This is a genomic window from Schwartzia sp. (in: firmicutes) (assembly GCF_978017985.1).
This window is the reverse complement of record NZ_CDXDFU010000022.1, coordinates 1-20015: the sequence shown is the minus strand read 5'-3', so window position 1 is coordinate 20015 and position 20015 is coordinate 1. Positions and strand designations below refer to the sequence as shown.

Annotated in this window: 19 protein-coding genes; 4 read left to right on the top strand and 15 right to left on the bottom strand. The window is 50.6% G+C overall.

Features of this window, described 5'->3' with window-relative positions; genetic code table 11:
* From ACY69O_RS00985 to rpsF, 12 genes are all read right to left on the bottom strand, one after another.
* Window positions 1–764: two-partner secretion domain-containing protein (locus tag ACY69O_RS00985; RefSeq protein ID WP_462331606.1), on the bottom strand; the 764-nt coding region annotated here is incomplete at its 3' end.
* Between the two features lie 86 nt (window positions 765–850).
* Window positions 851–2530, bottom strand: a complete 1680-nt coding sequence (locus tag ACY69O_RS00980; protein ID WP_462331605.1) for a ShlB/FhaC/HecB family hemolysin secretion/activation protein — start codon at window positions 2528–2530, stop codon at window positions 851–853.
* A 236-nt stretch (window positions 2531–2766) separates the two neighbouring features.
* Window positions 2767–3321, bottom strand: a complete 555-nt coding sequence (gene hpf, locus ACY69O_RS00975) for a ribosome hibernation-promoting factor, HPF/YfiA family (RefSeq protein WP_462331604.1) — start codon at window positions 3319–3321, stop codon at window positions 2767–2769.
* 272 nt (window positions 3322–3593) lie between these two features.
* Entirely contained in the window at window positions 3594–3797 is a 204-nt protein-coding gene (locus tag ACY69O_RS00970; protein ID WP_072935533.1) for a cold shock domain-containing protein, read from the bottom strand.
* 120 nt (window positions 3798–3917) lie between these two features.
* Window positions 3918–4637, bottom strand: a complete 720-nt coding sequence (locus ACY69O_RS00965) for an amino acid ABC transporter ATP-binding protein (protein ID WP_462331603.1) — start codon at window positions 4635–4637, stop codon at window positions 3918–3920.
* Complete coding sequence (locus tag ACY69O_RS00960) at window positions 4637–5302, bottom strand: amino acid ABC transporter permease (RefSeq protein ID WP_462331602.1); 666 nt, start codon at window positions 5300–5302, stop codon at window positions 4637–4639. The genes ACY69O_RS00965 and ACY69O_RS00960 overlap by 1 nt, the downstream gene beginning before the upstream one ends.
* Window positions 5303–5475: 173 nt before the next feature.
* Entirely contained in the window at window positions 5476–7377 is a 1902-nt protein-coding gene (locus ACY69O_RS00955) for a BRCT domain-containing protein (RefSeq protein ID WP_462331601.1), read from the bottom strand.
* A 12-nt stretch (window positions 7378–7389) separates the two neighbouring features.
* A complete protein-coding gene (locus ACY69O_RS00950) occupies window positions 7390–8514 on the bottom strand; it encodes a glycosyl hydrolase family 18 protein (protein ID WP_462331600.1) in 1125 nt (374 codons plus the stop codon).
* 13 nt (window positions 8515–8527) lie between these two features.
* Window positions 8528–10072 carry a ClC family H(+)/Cl(-) exchange transporter gene (locus ACY69O_RS00945; RefSeq protein WP_462331599.1) on the bottom strand — a complete coding sequence of 515 codons (1545 nt, stop codon included), beginning with the start codon at window positions 10070–10072 and terminating at the stop codon, window positions 8528–8530.
* Between the two features lie 182 nt (window positions 10073–10254).
* Entirely contained in the window at window positions 10255–10488 is a 234-nt protein-coding gene (rpsR, locus tag ACY69O_RS00940; RefSeq protein ID WP_072935524.1) for a 30S ribosomal protein S18, read from the bottom strand.
* A 14-nt stretch (window positions 10489–10502) separates the two neighbouring features.
* Window positions 10503–10940 (bottom strand): single-stranded DNA-binding protein, encoded by a 438-nt coding sequence (locus tag ACY69O_RS00935; RefSeq protein WP_462331598.1) that lies wholly within the window; start codon window positions 10938–10940, stop codon window positions 10503–10505.
* Between the two features lie 17 nt (window positions 10941–10957).
* On the bottom strand, window positions 10958–11284 hold the full coding sequence (gene rpsF / locus ACY69O_RS00930; RefSeq protein WP_462331597.1) for a 30S ribosomal protein S6: 327 nt from the start codon (window positions 11282–11284) through the stop codon (window positions 10958–10960).
* Between the two features lie 159 nt (window positions 11285–11443).
* On the opposite strand from rpsF, the gene ACY69O_RS00925 reads away from it, so the two are divergent.
* A complete protein-coding gene (locus ACY69O_RS00925; protein WP_462331596.1) occupies window positions 11444–12649 on the top strand; it encodes an MFS transporter in 1206 nt (401 codons plus the stop codon).
* 136 nt (window positions 12650–12785) lie between these two features.
* On the top strand, window positions 12786–13235 hold the full coding sequence (locus ACY69O_RS00920; RefSeq protein WP_462331595.1) for a PilZ domain-containing protein: 450 nt from the start codon (window positions 12786–12788) through the stop codon (window positions 13233–13235).
* A 364-nt stretch (window positions 13236–13599) separates the two neighbouring features.
* On the opposite strand, the gene ACY69O_RS00915 is transcribed toward ACY69O_RS00920, so the two are convergent.
* Both ACY69O_RS00915 and ACY69O_RS00910 read right to left on the bottom strand, forming a co-directional pair.
* Entirely contained in the window at window positions 13600–14886 is a 1287-nt protein-coding gene (locus tag ACY69O_RS00915) for an SGNH/GDSL hydrolase family protein (RefSeq protein WP_462331594.1), read from the bottom strand.
* A gap of 13 nt (window positions 14887–14899) precedes the next feature.
* Window positions 14900–16081 (bottom strand): iron-containing alcohol dehydrogenase, encoded by a 1182-nt coding sequence (locus ACY69O_RS00910; protein ID WP_462331593.1) that lies wholly within the window; start codon window positions 16079–16081, stop codon window positions 14900–14902.
* A gap of 170 nt (window positions 16082–16251) precedes the next feature.
* Here ACY69O_RS00910 and ACY69O_RS00905 point away from each other — a divergent pair, with 170 nt between their 5' ends.
* Window positions 16252–17475, top strand: a complete 1224-nt coding sequence (locus tag ACY69O_RS00905) for a purple acid phosphatase family protein (RefSeq protein ID WP_462331592.1) — start codon at window positions 16252–16254, stop codon at window positions 17473–17475.
* Window positions 17476–17581: 106 nt separating this feature from the next.
* The gene (locus ACY69O_RS00900) at window positions 17582–18907 is read left to right on the top strand and encodes a purple acid phosphatase family protein (RefSeq protein ID WP_462331591.1); all 1326 of its coding nucleotides are present in this window, start codon (window positions 17582–17584) and stop codon (window positions 18905–18907) included.
* A gap of 48 nt (window positions 18908–18955) precedes the next feature.
* On the opposite strand, the gene ACY69O_RS00895 is transcribed toward ACY69O_RS00900, so the two are convergent.
* Window positions 18956–20015: hypothetical protein (locus tag ACY69O_RS00895; protein WP_462331590.1), on the bottom strand; the 1060-nt coding region annotated here is incomplete at its 5' end.

The window sequence follows — 20015 nt, the reverse complement described above, 5'->3', positions numbered from 1 at the left end:
GCCGTAGCTTTAAGGGAATCCAGTTTTGCCTGCGCAGCTTCCGCGGCCACAGCATCCGCCTTATTTTTCGCCGCCTCCGCAAGAGATGTTCCCTCCGTGCGAAGAGCCTTTAAATGCTCGGAAATAACATTCGCGCCGGAACTGCTTGTCTTGTCCGTACCCGTCTCCGCATTCATTTTGCCGTCCATTATGATGTTGGCGTTTGTTGTATTTGTCTGGTCAAACCAGATATTGCCCTTCTTATAATCGCCATCAGCAATATTTGCCGTGGAAACGATAATGCCTGCCGCATTTACCTCAGAACCCTTTGTAAACACCGCGCCGTTTGGGTTAATAAGAATAAACGAACCAACGGAGTTAATCGTTCCCGCAATTTCCGAAAGCTTTCCTCCCGTTACACGGTTCAGCGTCGAAGCCGCCGTGTTCAGTGCCGCCTGATTGCCGTTCTTCGTAAGATGGATAAAATTGACCGTGGAATCTTTGCCTACGTCAAAAGTATTCCAATCAATTATCGCCTTATTTCCGTACTGGACAACATCCATTACGGCTTTCCCGTCAGTCTCAGGCAGCGTGCGTACGTCTACACTTCCTCCGGCATCAACATAGTCAACATTTTTCAAATCCGGCAGCGCCGTTGGGGCAGGCTCTGCCGCAGCAATGCCGATATCCACACCGGCAATGTGCATCGGCATGAAGCCAACCATCATTGAGGTTAACCCTATCATTATATTTTTTCTTAAACGGCGTTCTTTTTTACGTCCCATCTAAATCCTCTCCCGTGGTAAAAGTCTCCGTTTACATGAGGAAAGCCGACACCCTGCCGGCTTCCTGTGTATTTTCAAAATTCCCGTCAGATTTTCTGCACAAACTGGAACCAAACCGTTCCCCCTATATCGTGACCGTACGTATTGGACATGCGGTCCGTCAGAGGAATCGCGTAATCCAGACGGGCATAAGAATTTTTATTTGATGTCCAGATTACGCCTATACCTGCGCCCGCAAGCGTCCGCGAATCATCCCCCGCGATGCTGCCGTTTCTGTTTTTAGCCCAGCCCAGGTCATAAAATGCCGCCAGCTGCCAATGAGGATTCCCCGTTGCCCAACGAAGCTCTGCCGAAGCGACGAAGCCGTGGTCTCCGCCATATTCTCCCTGCGGGAAAGCGCGCACTCCGTGATAGCCTGCGGTATAGAATTTCTCAGAGGAATCAAGATTTGTCCATGCGTACTGCCCGATAAATGATGCGTGCATGGAAAGTCTGTCCGTAAACTTCTGGATATGATAAAGGTCGAGAGTCGTCTTCTGGAATTCGCCCTCAGTCCCTGCCAGCTTCATAGAAGAGCGTGCCAGGTCATTTCGCGAATTCATGTGTCCGATAGAGTGCATGAGCTTGTAGCTGGAAGCGGATTTTTCGTTTCGGGAGTCTCCGTCAAGACCGAAACGGAACGCCCAGCCGTGCTTTTCCGAGTCCGTATCGTATGCCCGCATACGGTCGCTGAGAGTTGTTTCCGAAAGCTCCATGCGCCAGTAAAGGTTGTTGTTCAGCGTACGCTTCCACGGCGTCCGCGAATAGACCTTCCATCCGTGGGAAGTGCCGTATGCATCTATGGGAGCAAACTGCTCGCCCAATGTATAATCCGTTCGCATGAACTCCACGCCCGCGAAGGTGCCGTTGTTTCCAACAGGCAGCTCATAGCGTACATCATAGCTCTGGAGCCCCCGCCCAAAACTCTGCATATAGCCGATTGAAAGCTGGTCGCCCACATGGCTCAGATTGTTCCAGTGGTATGACGCGCCTATACGCCAGCGCCCCGTGAAGCGGCTGCCGTAGTTGTCAACGTAGGTTATACCGCCGCAGCGTTCCGTGGTAATGATTTTGAAAAGCGCGTCTGCACGGTTCGGTGTTTTGCTTGGCGAAATGAATACCTGCGAACGTATGCCCGGCACATCATTCAACGTCAGAATTGAGCGGTCAAGAGTATTCTTCCTGATAATCTTCCCAGTGCGCGCCGCGTGAGCCAGTCCATCCGCACGTCCCGTCGTGAGCTCGGAGGTATTATCGTAGGCGACAGCCCCGTATTTTCCGATGAGAATATCAATGGTGACGACACCGTCAACTATGTCTTGCGTCGGCAGATAGGCTATAGCCGTCATATAACCCTTCGTGTGAAGAAAATCCGTTACCTTTCGGCAGGATTTCTGAATGTCCGCAAAGGTTACATCCCTATCAATATCGTCAGCGACGATTTTTTTCAGTTCGTCCTCAGTAAAGGGGACATCTTTTCCGGTAAAGCGCAGCTCCTTGAGATAAATACGAATCGATGCATCCCCGCTCTCGATCCGACCCAAATCAACCTGTACGTCCGGATCGTCCGCCTTCGGCACCCATTCACGCTCCTGGTCTACGTTTGCCGATACTGACCCGGCATCCGGTACATTGAATAACGCCGCTGCGTCCGCCGTTGGATACTGCATCCCCGCAAGTATCGCAAAAGCACAGGCAGCTGCTCCCGCTGTGGATTTGCCCTTCATTTCCTTTTAGTCCTTTCTTCTCCTGTCACTTCACAGACAGCTCCTCTGCCGAAATCCCCTTTTGAATATTTCGACTTTATTCCGAGATGTCATTTTAATCTATAGAGCATTGTACCCAAATAAATTTATTTATGCAACCAATCTTCTAATTTGTATGCAAAAATAAAACAATTTACACAACGCATAAAAAAAGAGCACCGCGTCAAGCGATGCTCTTTGGTTACAGACTTACTATCTCAGTTGCCCGGTTCGATGAGACCGTAGTTGCCGTCTGTGCGGCGGTATACTACACAAACCTGCTCGTTTTCCGCGTTGCGGAACATATAGAAGTCGTGGTTCAGCATGTTCATTTCCATGATAGCTTCCTGGACATCCATCGGTTTTACAGTGAAGCGTTTCGTTTTGACGATTGAATAATCTTCATCATCATCAGGTGCTGCAGTATTTACAGGACGGCTCTCGTCCTTGACCATATCTGCCTTGAAACCGCCCCCGCGGAAACGTCTCTGCAGTTTCGTTTTATGTTTATGAATCTGACGCTCGAGCTTTTCAACTACAAGGTCAATAGATGTATACATATCCATCGTAGCTTCTTCGCCGCGCAGGAGAATTCCACCCTCAACAGGAACCGTAACCTCAACAATATGACGGCCCTTTGATACCGTGAGGAGAACAGTAATCTCGCCTACACGGTCAAAATATTTCGTTACCTTGCCGACGCGCTTCTCAACGTAGTCGCGGAGAGCCGGCGTAATTTCCATATTTTTTCCTCTTACAGTGAATGTTGCCATAAAGACACATCCCCTTTCCTATTATTAGCGGCTGTTTGAACCGCTTATAGTCATTTTATCCGTCCATCATTCAACGGGTTTTCTATACATATATATTTCTCCATAAAAGTAAGAATACCTTCTTTTGGTGAAAAATTTCTAAAAGAATTTCCATGCTCCGTTGTCATGACAGCCTTACAAACACTGAACTACGAAGGCTTTCCAGTGCAGCTTTTCCGTATTAAGGGAACGAAAAAAGACCCGGCTGAAAGCCGGGCCTTTGTCAGAATCTATTATGCAGATTTCTTGACGACGTTTGCTGCCTGCGGTCCGCGAGCACCTTCGACAATCTCGAACTCAACATCCTGACCCTCGTTCAGAGTCTTGAAGCCTTCGTCCTGGATTGCGGAGAAGTGAACGAAAACATCGCTGCCGTCTTCTCTCTCAATAAATCCATAACCCTTTTCTGCACTGAACCATTTTACTTTACCGACCATGTGATAATTCCTCCTAAAACCTTAAAACCTGTTGATTGACCTTTCGCCAACCACGATATTCATTATAGCTTGCTGGTATCTGTCTGTCAATGAAAGATTCGTAAAACTCTTTATGTATTTTCAGAGAATTTCAGAAAGAAAGGTTTTAAGCCGCTCTTCCTTTGGATTATTAAATATTTCATCAGGCGTGCCTTCCTCAAGAATGCGTCCTTCGTCCACAAACAAAACACGGTCTCCGACTTCGCGTGCAAAACCCATTTCATGAGTAACAACTACCATCGTCATGCCCTCTACCGCCAATTTTTTCATGACGTTCAAAACTTCTTTGACCATCTCAGGATCAAGAGCAGACGTCGGCTCATCGAAAAGCATGACCTTCGGGTGCATTGCAAGAGCGCGCGCAATAGCCACACGCTGCTGCTGTCCGCCCGAAAGCTGTGACGGATAAGCGTCCCCACGGTCGCCGAGTCCGACGCGCGTCAAAAGGTCATGTGCGGTTTTTTCGGCTTCCTCTTTTGAAACACCGCGCACCTTAATAGGAGCCAATGTGATATTATCAAGCACCGTCATGTGCGGGAAAAGGTTAAAACGCTGGAACACCATTCCAACCTCCGCGCGCACCGTATTGATATTTGCTTCGCTGTCCAGCATGATGCCATCGACTTCGACAGTTCCCCCCGTAGGCTGCTCAAGATAATTTATGCAGCGCAAAAGAGTAGACTTGCCCGAGCCGCTCGGGCCGATGATAACAACGACCTCTTTTTCCGCGATGGAAAGGTCAATGCCCTTCAACACTTCGACATCACCGAAGTTTTTATGCAGATTTTTAATTTTAATCATCAGTGGGCACCTCCTTTTGCATTGCGGCGCTCAAGATACGCGACAAAGCGCGATATTGATATAGTCATAATAAGATAAATAATTGCAACGCAGGTCCAGATTTCAAGGGAACCATAAGTACGCGCGATAATAAGCTGTCCGCGGCGTGTGAGCTCCTCAAAGCCGATGACGGAAACGAGGGAAGAATCCTTCAAAAGCGCGATAAACTCATTGCCCAGAGGCGGAATAACACGTTTGAACGCCTGCGGAATGATGATATAGCGCATAGTCTGCTGCCATGTAAGACCGAGCGAACGGCCTGCCTCCATCTGACCTTCGTCGATAGACTGAATTCCCGCACGGAAAATCTCAGCGACATACGCGCCGCTGTTGATACTGCATGAAGTAATAGCCGCCACGAAGGGATCCATACGGATACCCGTGATTACAGGGACAGCAAAATAAATCAAAAATATCTGTACGAGCAGCGGAGTACCGCGCAGAAAATCAACATAAACTGCCGCCAGCATGCGCAGAATACGCACGTTGCAGATTCTTGCGATTCCGACGAAAAGACCGATAATAACACCAAAGCCTACCGACAGCGCCGTAATTTTTATAGTTACGAGGGCACCCATCAGCAGGAGCGGCATGGCAGTAACTGCCAAATCCAAATTAAAACCCATTACATTTACCACCCAGCTAATAAATATTCATTAAATGTGCATAAAAATATGCATAAAGTATTATAACGCATTCGTTCAAGTTTTGCCAAGGGCAAAACCACCTCTGTCAGCGTTTCAACGAAGCAGAGGTATATCTTCTGCCGAGTTATACCGCCAAAATCCCATGTGTCAACTTAATTTCCAAACATTGCCTCAAGCTCTTCAGGGCTGATGAGTTTCGTTCCCAAATCCCTTGCCTTCTTGGCTTTCGACGATGTACTGTTCACATCAGCGATTACGAGATAATCCGTATTTCCCGATACGGAGCCTGCGGTTTTATGCCCTGCGCTCTGTATAATATCCTCATAATAACTGCGGGGTTTATCCATTTTTCCCGTAATGACAAAAGTGAGCTGTCTGTCGGGGATAGTTTTTTCTTCCTTATTATATTCGAGAGGCGTTATCGCTTCCCTCAAAGCCGAAAATGCCGCCTTAAATGTCTCTCCCTTAAGCACCGCCGAAGTAAGCTCACCTATGCCCTCCAAGGCCGTAAAGTCCTCAGCGGCATCATTCAGCGCCGCAAAAACAGCCTCATAGGTACAGTAATGCTCCATGAGGGCCGTACCAACGGTCATTCCGATTCCCGGCACAGCACATGCCGCTACGAAATGCGCCAGGTCAACTCCCTTCGCGGCACCCTGTATATTCGCATACAGCTTGTCTGCCGACTTTTTAGCGAAGCCCGGCAGAGCCTCGATTTCCTCCTGAGAAAGAAAGAACGCGGAAAAATTCTGCTTTTCCCGCACAAGCTCAGGATATGCCGCAACGATCTTTCTTGCGGTCTCAATGGACATGCCCTCTATATCCAGCACTTTTTTGCTTCCAATATACGCGATTCCCTGCGCCAGCTTCTCCGCGCATAAGGGATTATCGCAGAAAAGCTGCTCGTTTTCCTCTCTGAGGTCAGAGCCGCAGGCAGGACAGTGCTCAGGGAAGGCTATCTTTTCCGTGCCCTCCGTGACTACAGACAAAATTTGAGGTATGATTTCATTGCTTTTGTGGATTGTTACCTCCGCGCCTATTTTCAGCCCCAGCTTTCTTATGACTCCCGGGTTTGCCAGGCTAGCCTGAGTAACAGTAGTACCGTCAATCGCTACAGGGTCCACAACAGCCACAGGAGTTACGCGCTGACGTCCCACCTGCCAGTTAACGGCACGTAGAATCGTCATGAACTTGTCCGTCTCTGCCTTCCACGCCAGAGCATTGTTCGGGTGATGTCCCGTGGAGCCGAACCGCGCAAGGCTGTCCTGCTGCTGTGTCTTGATTACTATTCCGTCAATAGGAAATGCCCCCGCTTCCACTATTCCGTCGTAAAGGGGCTGAATAGCCTTTGCTGTTTCCTCGGGCGTCTCATAGGAATAAATTTTCACGCAGTCAAAATCCGTATCCTTTTCGATACGCTCCATCTTTTCGCCCTCGGCCACGTCGAGTCCCACCACGTCATAGCAGAGATAGCTCAGCTTATCTATGTAAGGGCTTCTTTCCTTGCTCCGAAGTATTCCCGCGGCAGCGTTGCGGATCTGGCGGAAGGGTTCCTCCCCTGCCGCCTCCTGCTCCGCAACAATTGCATCAAACGCCGACCGTGTCAGAAAAACCTCTCCGCGTACAGGATATCCGGTGCGGTTTACAGGCTTTCCTTCATATTTTGCAATAAAATTCGGAAGAACCTCTCCGTCAGCACCATTTCCCCGTGTTACAAAGCGGCAGACTCCGCGTTCATCAGGATAGGCCACCACCGTAAGCCCGTCCAGCTTCGGCTCCAAAACAGCAGGCCACAGCTTTTTGATTCCCGTGAGAATCTTCTCGTCCTCTCCTGCCTTTACCTTTCCGAGACTTATAACCGGTGTCGTGTGATGGAAAGATGTGAACTCTCCGCTGACTCCGCCGGGTGTATAGTCAAGGTCCTCCACTCCGTAAAGCTCGATATAGCTCTTTCTGAGAGCATCGTACTCCGCGTCGCTGAGCGTCGGCATATCGAGGTCATAATATTCATGGTCTGCCTTTTTTATGGCTTCCAGATGTTCTTCGCGTGTCATTTACCGTTCCCCTTATCTCTGTGAATTTTCAAGCTCTGCCGCCAGTACAGGCCAGACATCATCTGTCTCAAAGCCCATGCGCCAGAGTGCCGCGCCCGCAAGGTCATAACGGCTGATAAGTGCCGCCTTCAGCGCGATGGAGCGTGCATTTTCCTGCCATACGCGGCATGTACGCCCGCCCTTTTTATACTCAAAATAATACTGCCCCGCGTCCATGTCCCATACGCGTGCAAGCTTCTTTTCCTTCACAAGCCTGTCCGCCTGTGCCATCCAAAGAGTCTCAACATCCGAAACCGTTCCGTCAGACTCCGTCCATATACGTGAATAAAGCGGCATTCCGAGGACCAGCTTATCCGAAGGAACCTCTCTGAGCATAGCCTGAACGCCGTTTTCAACCCAGCTGAGGGAAGCCACCGAGCCCGATGTCTTCGAACCGCTCGGGTGCTCGTCGTATGCCATTACCATGACATAATCCGCCTCTGCCGCGATTGCCGCACGGTCGTAGCAGAGAGACCAGTTTGGGCTTCCTCCCGGGAATGTCACATCAACTGAAAATGTCTTTCCCTCCTTGTGGAGAGCTGCTCCCAGCTTTGAAACGAATTTTGAAAAGGCATCCCTGTCCTCTTCCTCCATGTTCTCAAAATCCAGATTTATTCCGTCGAGCTTGTACTCCTTTGCTGCATATACGATTTCAGAAACAGCCCTGTTGCACGCTGCCTGATTATGAAGCAGGATATGAGTCATATCCGGGTCAAAGCTGTTTGAGACAAGTGCCCAGACCTTGTAGCCTCTCTTCTGCGCGTTCTTCACGTAATCCTTATCGGGAGAAAGCGCTGCGTCGCCCAGAGTTCCATCCTCGGAAATAATCCTGAACCAGCAGGGAGAAGCTACATTAATCCCCGGCAGCTTTGCTCCTTCGGACATATCTTTTCCATCATCAATTCGTGGCTGCCATACAAGACCTACCCTGCCTGAAATCCCTGCTCCGCCTGCCGGTGTCCTGTCCGTTTTGTGCCATTCAGCCAGCAGCTCCTTTATGCGGCTGCCCGGCGCAGGCTCCCCAGCAGGAGCCGCCATTGCGATGCTGCTCATAAACACCATGATGCCCAAAAGAATCCATACAATGCGCTGTTTCATACCGTTTCCTCCTTCATTCGACTGCTTTACGAATTGTATCAATCTCCCTGTCTTCAACCAGAACATATATTAAATCCCCCGCCTGAAGCTTTACAACGCCGTGGGGAGTAATCTCCGTCTCGCCGCGCTGAATGCTGACGAGAAGGCTGTCCACCGGCCAGGGGAAATCCTTGACATACATACCGTCCATACGGCTCGCCTCGGCAATGCTGAACTCAACCACCGAGCGGTGCTTTGTAAGCTTTTCTGAAATCTGCTTATTCTTCTTCAGCGAGCGCAAAAGAAGCGCGTCATATACCGGCTGGCTGTGGAGCGCGTCCGCCGTCAGATACGCCGAAACAGAAACAAGAATCAAAGCCAGAAGATGCTCGAAGGAGCCTGTCATCTCCATGACGAGGATACTCCCCGTGACAGGAGATTTTACTACAGAAGCAAAATACGCTGCCATGCCGAACACGATAAAATTCGCAGCGTATTCCGATGTTAAAAGCCCCACCGTCTCTGCAAAAACAGCACACAAAGAGCCGCCAACCGCACCCAGCACCAGCATTGGAAGAAAAATGCCGCCCGGCACACCGGAGCCGAAGCACAGCATCGTATACGCGTATTTAACGACGAGCAGGATTATGAGAAAAGACAGCGGCTCAGGATGAGCCACCAGGGAATCCACCAGACGGTTTCCGCCGCCCAATACCTGCGGCAAAACAAGGAAAAGCCCCGCTCCGGCAAAAAGCGGAATCAAAGGACGTACAATGCCCTTTGGAACACGCCCATAAGCATCAAGGCTGAAAAAAAGTCCCTTATTGAAGCCAACTCCAAGAAGCCCTACAGCAATGCCCAAAGGAATCATAAGCCAGATACTTCCCAAAGGCAGCATCAACAGCTCGGGAAAATGAAAAACAGGGCCTCCTCCGAAAACGAACTGAGTAACCACAGTCGCCGTCACCGTCGCGGCAATTGTCGCCATGAGCACCAGAGGAGAAAAGCTTTTTGTCAGCTCCTCAAGGCAGAATATAACACCCGCAAGAGGCGCGTTGAACGCCGCCGCAAGTCCTGCGCCCGCGCCTGCGGTAAGATAAAGACGCATTGCAGTACGCGGTTTATCGCGAAGCTCGCTGATTCCCTGTCCCACGCACGCGCCAATCTGTACGCTTGGGCCTTCCCGTCCCAGAGACATGCCCGCACCGATGGCAAGTATGCCGCCGAAAACCTTCGCCAGAAGCACAGACAGCCACCGCATGCGCATCTCACCCAGTAAAATCCCCTTTACCTGCGGAATGCCGCTGCCCGTTGACATAGGCTCATAGGCGACAATACGGCTCAGTATCAACGCAGCAAGAACAAGTGCCGCAAACCATGCTCCATAGCCAAAAGCGCCGTAATCATGCAAAAACTCCTCAAGATACTGGCGAAGATCCTCCGAATACTCCAGCGCTCCGCGAAAGAATGCAATTACTGCCCCTGTCGCAGCTCCCACGAGAGTACCTCCGGCAAACAGCTTCATCCGTGAGGACCGCTCATCCGATATTATTTTGAGCGCCGCTTCCTGCTGTGCCATCTTCTTCCTCCAAATTTGTACGAATTACTTTCTATATAAGTATAAAGCAAAAACGGAACAAAAAAAAGAAGAGCCCGAAGACTCTTCTTTTAATGTCGAAATTATAACGCCTTAATTCAAGTTTTGCCACAAGCAAAACTTCCTCTGTCAGCGTTTCAACGCGGCAAAAGAATTTTGCCAAGTTATTCTGCGGTGAACGGCAAAAGTGCAATGTTGCGTGCACGTTTGATTGCGACCGTTACCTGACGCTGGTGTTTAGCGCAGTTGCCGGAAATACGGCGCGGTAAAATCTTGCCGCGCTCCGTGATGAACCGGCGGAGCTTTGCAACGTCCTTATAATCGATATGATCAACCTTGTCTACGCAGAAGCTGCAAACCTTCTTGCGCGGGCGTCTGCCTCTATCACGTCTGATCACGATTCATTCCTCCTTCAAAACGGAATATCATCGTCAGAAACCGGGCCTCCGAAGGCCTGCTGCGGACCTGCGGACGGCGGAGCATCGAACGCCTCGCCTCCGAACGTCTGACCGCCGCTCGAATCATGTGATTTAGACTCAGCAAACTCGATATCCGAGACGCTGACTTCGGTAACATACCGTTTGGAACCGTCCTGAGCCTCATAGCTTCTGGACTGGAGCCGTCCCTCGACAAGAATTTTTGTTCCTTTACGCAGGTAGTTCTGACAGAATTCTGCCAAACGCTCCCAAGCGACAAGATTCAAAAAATCTGCCGTTGGCTGACCCGGCTGCGCATTTCTGCTTACACGACGATCTACAGCGATTGTCATGCGTGCGACGGATTTACCGCTCTGCGTAGAACGTACATCCGGGTCGCGCGCCAGCCGGCCCATCAAAATCACTTTATTCATGGCCTGACCCTCCTGACTTATTCTTCACTCTCTGCCGGTGCTTCTTCAGCAGCGGACTCAGTCTCTTCCGACTTTACGATCATGTGCTTCAGGATATCGTCTGTAAGCTTCATAACGCGGTCGCACTCAGCTACACACTCAGGCTCGCACGATACGTAGAACAGGCAGTAGAAACCCTCTGCGCAGTCTTTAATCGTGTAAGCGAGCTTGCGCTTGCCCCAGCGATCTTCTTTGTCAATCGTACCGCCGTTGTCTTTGATAAGGTTAGCGAACTTGCTGATAACAGCGTTCGTTGCCTCCTCTTCCAGCGGTTTAACGATGAATATGACTTCGTACTTTCTCACGAAATCACCTCCTCTTTGGACTTTGGCCCCCTTTCTCCAGGGAGCAGGGAAGGTTCAAACATAAATTCAAACCTGACTCGACCGAATTATTATATCATTAGATGAACCCCTTTGCAAGAAAAATTATGCTATCATAGTAGGTACAAAGGAGGTGGTCTCATGCCTGTATGGAAAAAGAATCTTTATCTTTGCTGTCTGTCATGCTTTATAGTATCCATAGGCATGAGCCAGCTTGCGCCTATGCTGCCGCTTTATCTTGCGGAGATGGGCGTGGAGGGTGAAGCAGAAACAGCCCGTTGGGCAGGGCTTATATTCGGGATAAACTTCGTAACCCTCGCCATATCCGCGCCCATATGGGGCCGTCTTTCCGACCGTTTCGGAAGAAAGCCCATGGTTCTCCGCGCAAGTGGCTGGCTTGCCGTCATAATGCTGGGCTTCGGCTTCGCGCAGTCCCCCGAGCAGCTTTTTATACTGCGTCTCTTCCAGGGTGCCATGAGCGGATTCCTCGGCGCGGCTATACCTCTCGTAGCCCAGGAGACTCCCAAGAACCGTTCGGGCTGGGCTCTGGGACTTTTCTTCACCTCGCAGGTCACAGGTGCGCTTGTAGGGCCTCTCATCGGCGGTTTTCTCATTGAGCAGTGGAGCTGCCGAGAAGCCTTCTTCATAGTCAGCGCGTGGTGCTTCCTCGGCTTCCTCGCCCTTTTCTTTATCCATGAGACCTTCCACCCGAAGCCTCAGGCCGCTTCTGTTCCAATGAAGACAGTCTGGCGTGAGCTTCCGCAGCCGCGTCTTATAATCGGGCTCTTTGTGACGACCATGATTCTTCAGTTCTCGCTCAACACGATACAGCCCATTGTTACAATTTACATTTCCGCGCTGATACCCGAAAGCAGTCATATCGCGCTCATAGCAGGAGCAGTATTCGCTGCCACAGGCATTGCCAGCGCCATCTCCGCATCACCTCTCGGCAGGCTGTCAGACCGCATAGGCGCGGCACGGGTGCTTTTCGTGTGCCTCATTGCGGCAGGACTCTGCTTCCTTCCGCAGGCCTTCGTATCAACACCCCTCGAGCTTGGAATACTGCGCTTCCTTGCCGGCATAGCAGGAGCGGGACTCATTCCGTCCGTAAACGCCCTGATCCGCCGCTACACGCCGTCGGATTATCTCGGCCGCATATACGGGCTCAATCAGGCCGCGCAGTTTGTGGGTATATCCTCCGGCGCCTTCCTCGGCGGCACGCTCACAGGCATTACGGGCATTGCCGGAGTATTTCTTATCCCCGGTTTTCTCCTTCTTTTCTGCGCGCTGTGGTTTTACCTTTCAGCCCGCAGCGTAGAGGATATCCTTCAGCCGGAGGACCGGTAATAGGCCTATAGGTATAGAATAATCTGCCTCTTTTCCTCACTTGACAAAAATATAGGATAAAGGTATTATTAAATTACCCGAAAACGTGCAAATCGAGTTACATTTATACAATCTTTTATGAAGGGAGGCAGCTCCAATGCCGGCAGAAACTGCTCTAGCCATTGATGAAATCATGGATTTATCAGCAGATGAAAACGAAGGAATAAACCGCCGCCGCTGTTTTCGACTGGAAACAATCCTGCCTCTGTGCATACGCGTACAGGGAGAGCACGGCGAAATGACCGAACCTACAGGCGTGCTTACAACTGATTTAAGTGTAACAGGACTCAGCTTCATATCAGACACACCTATTCAGCCGTGCAGTCTTCTCGATGTTACCATCAAAGACCTTCCGTATATGGACGAGCTTTCCATCCCTGCAGATGTTGTCCGCTGCAAAGAGTTCACCACGGACGCAGGCAGTAAAGCATATTTTATAGGCGCGGATTTCAAGGCATATCTAAACCGCCACCTCCGCACAGAGCTGCAGCGCTCCGTAACGGTGCTCCAGCGAATGAAGGAACATAAGTCAATGCCTATATGCTAAAAAGAATACAAACAAGGAGCCGCATAAGCGGCTCCTTGTTTTTTTACCGGTAAATGTTATAATAAACACAAAGAGGTACTGCCGGCAACGGTTAGCCTCAAGTTAAAGTGATGAAAAAACCGCTCTAGCTCTCAAACTAAGGGGCGGTTTTTTCTATGCTCTTAACGCAATAATGCAAACAGCAACCAAGAACACCAACGATAAAAAATCATATAGCGTCATAGGCTGTCATCTCGGTTCCGAGGTAAGATTTAACCGCCGCCGTACTAGCAGCACCTGACGCCATTATATCAAACATATGCTCCATAAGCAATGATAAAACGAGATAGATTAAAGCCATCGTGCTCCAATCTATCTCGTTTTATCATTCAAAATGCGCCTTCAAATACGCTCCTATTGCTTCGCCTATTATCTTTTTTGCTTCCGCGTCAGGATGAAGGCCGTCGCTTGTGTAATCGCTGCGCAGCTCTCCGTTTTCATCGGTCAGAGCCTCGGCAATATCCACATGGTACTCCTGCTGACGGACCCACTCGTTTATTGTCTCCTGTCCGTTTCTCCAGTACGGTGCTGCAGGCTCCATTTCTTCCATTGCATGCATGTAATCAGGCCGTATAGGTGTAGCAGTTACAAATACAGGCGTGATACCGTACGCGTGGCACATGTCTCTCATTCTCGCCAGATTCGCAACGCTTGACTCACCTGAAACCCCGTCACGGAAATCATTCACTCCGCCAAAAATAACCAGCACCGCAGGACTGAAGGGAAGAACATCCCTTTCAAAACGCTCCAGCATATCCGCCGTAGTATTTCCACTGCAGCCGAGATTTTTTACAAAAACCTGTCCCGTGTAGGATTCCCAGTTGTACTGCCTCGTGCATGGAGGGGTTGATATGGCTCCGCCGCCGTGAGTAATGCTGTCTCCCAGCGCCGCGTATTTTACCTCACCCTCAACGGTGACAGCCTGCCCCTTCGACCACTCGCTGTAGCGCCGTCCGCTTTCATCAAGGGCTCGTACGCGCCACATATATTTTCCTGCCGTTAGCAGCGGATTTTCGTCGTAAACAATATTTTCGTACGCGTACAGGTGGCGTACACGCTCACCCATGCGTCCGTCTTCACCTACGCGCCGCAGCTCCACCTCATAGCTTGATGCATTCGGAACAGCAAGCCATGCGTACACAAGATAAATCGGAGCATCTCCCATCCTGTCGTACTCCGTCATGACCTTCGGTGCTTCGGGGCGTATCTCCGCATCCTTCAGCAGTTGCGGCTTCGACGGAGCTGACATCGCCTTTCCCTCACGGTTCAACGGCGTAACAGTCCACGCAATCGAATCCATGGAAAGCGACTTGTCCTTTCTGAAGGAGCTCACCTCAATCTCACGCCCCGGCAGACAGACCCACTCGTTACGGTATAAAATTTTCTTTTTCTCAGGGCTGTCCCAAATCTCAAGACGGTAACGCACCGCATCCCTGTAATAGTCCCACGTCAGCCGCACCTTATCCACCCGCGCCGAATGCACGGAAGAAGGTGTCGAAGGCAGCACGGCAAGGGACGGCTTCTCCACCGCGGCTGCTGCCTGCCCCACAGGAAGTCCCATCAACGCCGCAGAAAGAGCTATTCCTGCCGCCCAGCCGGTAATTTGCCGCATAATATATATCACCTCAGTGATTTGCACAACGGTACATTTCAAGCGCCGTCGCTCTGTCTATCGGACGGAAGAAAGCTACCGTCTTTTTGCCGTAATCCGTGCACATATCCGCAAGATACTCCAGCATCTCCTCGTCCTGTACGCCGATACCCAGCTGCTTGAATCCCAGAGGCAGACCGAGACTCTTCCAGAACTCCTCGGTCTCGCGTATACCTGCGCGTGCGCGCTCCTCTACCGTTCCAACGGAAACTCCCCACACGTTCTCCGCATACTGCGCGAAACGCTCAGGAGCATCCATATATACCGTCCGTGCCCACGCTCCCCACATGGTAGTAAGGGACGCGCCGTGTGTCACGCCGAACTTTCCGCTGAGCTCATGCCCCAGCTTATGAACGCCGAAATCCATAGTACGTCCGAGACTGGTGAAACCGTTGTGCGAAACGCTTCCGCACCACATAATCTCGCTCATTGCCTCATAATCCTTATGATTCGTCATGGCAATGCGGGCATAATGAATAACATTTTTAAGCAGTGCCTCTGCCACACGGTCCGTAAAATTATTGCCCGTCTCATGCGTAAAATAACGGTCAAGGGTATGCATCATTATATCCGCGATGCCGCAGGCGAGCTGATAGCGCGGAATAGTATATGTAAGCTCGGGATTCATGATTGCGAACGCCGGACGGTTGAAATCCGTATTGATTCCGCATTTCTTCCCGGTCTCCTCATTCGTGAGAACAGCCGAGTTGCTTGTCTCGCTGCCTGCCGCGGAAATCGTCAGCACAGCACCCACCGGCATAGAACGCTCCACCGTCTTTTTGCCGGACCAGAACTCCCAAATATCCGTATCAAGATTCGACGCGCCGTGAGCGACAGCCTTTGCGGTATCAATGACACTTCCTCCGCCCACAGCCAGAATCATATCCGCGCCGAACTTTGCCGCTGCCTTTACGCCTGCGCGTGCGTGCGCAACAGTCGGATTCGGCTGAACGCCGCCAAATTCTTCAAAGGGAATGCCTGCTTTTTTCAAATCTTCCTCAATGCGGTCCAAAAGCCCGCTCTTTTTTGCGCTTCCACCGCCAAACACAATAAATACGCGTTTGCCGCCGTGTTTCTTAACAGCCTCTGCTGTTTTTTCCTCGGCACCCTTGCCGAAAAAAATTTCTGTCGGAGTGTAAAACGTGAACTGATTCATGATATTCCCTCCTCTATTCTGTCAATGCAACATACAAGTATAATTATACCATGCAGTCCCTACTAATTTGCAGACATATGATAAAATAAATGTATATACATTATCCCCAAAAGAACAGGTGGCTAAATTTAATGAAATATTTATCCACTCCGATATCCAGGAGAAATTTTATGAAACTGAGTCTGCGTGCGCTGCTGGGCACTGCTGCAGGGACATTTCTCTCCCCGCTGGAAAGGGCTTTCGCATACTACGGCGCAGTTGACATGAGATTTCCGCGCCAGATTGTCGCAGGCGACAACATGCACGAACGCACAATCATGTGGCAGTCAAACCAAAACGGCTCCGACGTTCACGCCGTATGGCGCGAAGCAGGAACATCTGCAGAGCACCGCGTTGATGCCACAGCTGATTACTTCGTGGACGACGGCGTTCCTCTCATACTTCATACCGCACGAATAAAAAAACTCTCCCCCGGTAAAAGCTATGAATACCGCATCATGAACGGCAAAAAGGGCAGCGACTGGTATCCTCTGAAAACAGATACAGGCACCCACTGCAAGGCAATCATAGCCTCGGACTCCCAGTGTGAGGACGGCTACATCACATGGCGGCGTATCGCTCTGGCGGCTTCCCTTCGCAATCAGGACGCGGACCTTTTTCTCCTTCTTGGCGACCTGGTAGACAACGGCGAAAGCAATCAGCACTGGGATGACTGGTTCACCGCCATGGACGGCATTCAGGAGCATCTTCCCCTGGCTCCCATCGTCGGCAACCACGAAACCTACGACATCAACTGGGATATACGCTGGCCCTACGCCTATCTTAACTATTTTGATGTTCCCGGCAACGGCAGCAGCGAATTTCCACGTTTTTATTATTCCTTCGACTACGGCCCCGTTCATTTCATCATGCTGTCCACAGTATGGCATGAGCTGAACTCCTTCAAGACAGGAATAATTCAGGAGCAGGCGGACTGGATGCGCCGCGATATCAAGGCATCCACAAAGCCCTGGAATGTGGTCTGCATGCACCGCGACATCTACAACTACGACGTGCGTCCGCCGAAATTCTCCGACGTCGGCCTCCGCTACATGCCTCTTTTCGATGAGCTGGGCATAGATGCCGTTCTCGACGGCCACATACATTCCTACCGCCGCAGAGACCACATATACGATTTCAAGAACAGCAAAAGGAACGGGCCGATATATATAAATACAGGCCTCTCAGGGGACTGCCGCTATTACAACCTTCCTCAGGCACCCCTGGACGAGGTAATGGCGCCCCAGCCTGAGACTGACAACTATCTCACCATGGAGGCAACACGCCGCACCCTTTCCTTCACCTGCTACCTTCCCAGCGGAGTTGATATCGACCACATAATACTGCACAAATAATGCTTATGAAGCATAGATTAAAATTCATAACAGGTATTCGACTTTTGACGTCTGATTCTTTACAATGATAGTAGAGAATCAGACGTTTTATTTAAGAAAGGACATTATGATGAAAGATATACAGCGTCCCATTTCACGGCGTAAATTTTTGACCATCGCAGGCAGCGCGCTGGCAGCTCTTGCAGGAGGCTGCGCACTTTCAGGGACTCCTGCCGCAGTAGAAAACGCGGCAAAGCCTCTCAGAAAGGCGGTAAAAACCCTTACAGGAGACACCTCCCTTGATGCAGATTACATCAGGCAGATTATAACCAAGGACAGTCAGACCTCCCGCACCATCATGTGGCATTCCCCCTATGAACAGGATGGTGCTGAGGTGGTTTGGCGCGCCGCAGGCGGAGAGGAATATGTTTCCGTTCCCGCGTCAAACGAACACTATACAGACGACGGGCAGGATATCTATCTCCACAGCGCCCACATCGAAGGACTTTCCAAGGGTGCTTCCTACGAATACCGCATCATCGCAAAGGACAGCGGCACAGAATGGATGCCTCTTAAAACAGACAGCGGAAAAAGCTTCAAAGCGCTCATATTCCCCGATACCCAGTGCTCCGACGGCTATGTCACATGGCGCGACGTGGCACAGGACGCATGGAAAAGGAATCCCGATACAGACTTTTTCATCAACATGGGTGATCTCGTGGACAACGGCGAAGACCATAACCAGTGGAACCAATGGCTTACGGGCGTTGACGGCATGATAAGCAGCATCCCCTTCGCCCCCATCATGGGAAACCACGAAACCTATACACTGGACTGGAAAACACGCTGGCCCGAAGCATATCTGAAGCTATTCGACCTTCCGGAAAACGGAAGCAGGGAGTTCAACCGCCACTATTACTCCTACGATTACGGCGACGTGCATTTTGCCGTAGTCAATACACAGTGGGACGAACTGAATGACTTCAGGGAAGGCATTTACGACGAGCAGCTGGAATGGCTGCCAAAAGACCTTGCCGCATCAAAGAAGAAATGGAAGATTGTTCTTCTCCACCGCGACGTGCTGAGATACGGCATCAAAAAACGTCCCGAGCGCATCCCCGGAATCTCCGAGGACGTGGGGCGCGGATTCATGCCTATCTTCGACAAATACGGAGTTGACGTGGTACTGACAGCGCACCTTCACACCTACCGAAACCGCGGTCATCTGTATAACTTCGAGCCAAGCAGCCACGGCCCCTACTACATCCTCACAGGCGTAGCAGGAAACGTACGCTACCCCGACCTCTGGATTGACCACCCGCTGGATAAAACCGTCGCTCCGCAGCCTGAAACGGATAACTACCTCACCCTGGAAGCATCGGAAAACACCCTGCATTTTCAATGCTTTCTTCCCGACGGAACAGTTATTGATGATGTGACACTGCGGAAATAACGCAAAAAAGCCTTCTCCACCGGGAGAAGGCTTTTCTTTTGATAATTTTTAGTTGTAAAGAGCTGTGTTGTCCTTATCCATGTGAACATAGATAGCATCCATGTCCTCGAGAGACAAGCCCATCTCTTTGAATGCAGAGAGAAGTGCTGCCGCAGCAACGTTTACGTTGCCCTCGGACTCACCCTTTGCAAGAAGCGCCTGTGCGTCCTTCCCGTCCGGATAAATCTGGAAGCGGGATCCGTTATACGTAAGTGTGAAGTTTGCTGCACCATCCACAGTGTCAAGCATCTTCGACAGCTCACGATACTGATTTGCGCCACGCTCCGGCTCTGCTGCCGTTGCCCCTGCTGTTGCCGGTTTCTGTGTTACCTTTACAGCATCAGGAGTCGTAGATATTTCGAATACACCGCACGGAACCACGTTCTGACCTACAACCTTGAAGCCCGGAAGCTGTCCGTCCATGAGGCCTACAACCTTTTCAACGCCTTCAACAGCTGCATTACTTAAATCCAAATCGAAATCAGCATTGCCCTTGAGTGCAGCTGCCATCTTCATCATATCCAGCGTCTGTACTCTCTTGTTCTCAGGATTATCAAGTCTGATGACAACCGAATCGTCGTAGTTGAAGCGGTAATTTCCTACCGTATCTCCGTTGGAAATCTTCTCTCCGTTTACGTAGTAGTCAACGCCATAGGACAATCCGTCACCAAGTCCCGTCGTACCATAGGATACCTTCGGAGCCGTAGTATCTCCGTCTACAATCTGAGAATCGTAGGAAGGAGTACCATCCAGAACCTTAATCCGGCTGTCGACAATTTCATATCCGCCGTAGTTAAGATTAACATCCTTCGGATTAACCGTCAGCTTTCCGTCTTTGAACTCAAGACCGTATCCGGTTTTGTTGGAAGCCTCTGCTTTAACATCGTAGTCAGCAACCGATGCCAATGATGCAAAACCATCTGAGGTGAGCGTATAGCCTGCCAAAAGTGCAGATGCATCCAACGTATCTGTGAAGGCTGTGCTCAGGTCTGCGCCCTTAGCGTCCGTCATGCCCGCAAGGCTGTTCGTGACTGTGACTCCGTTGCCTGTAATTGCATCGCCGTAGGTC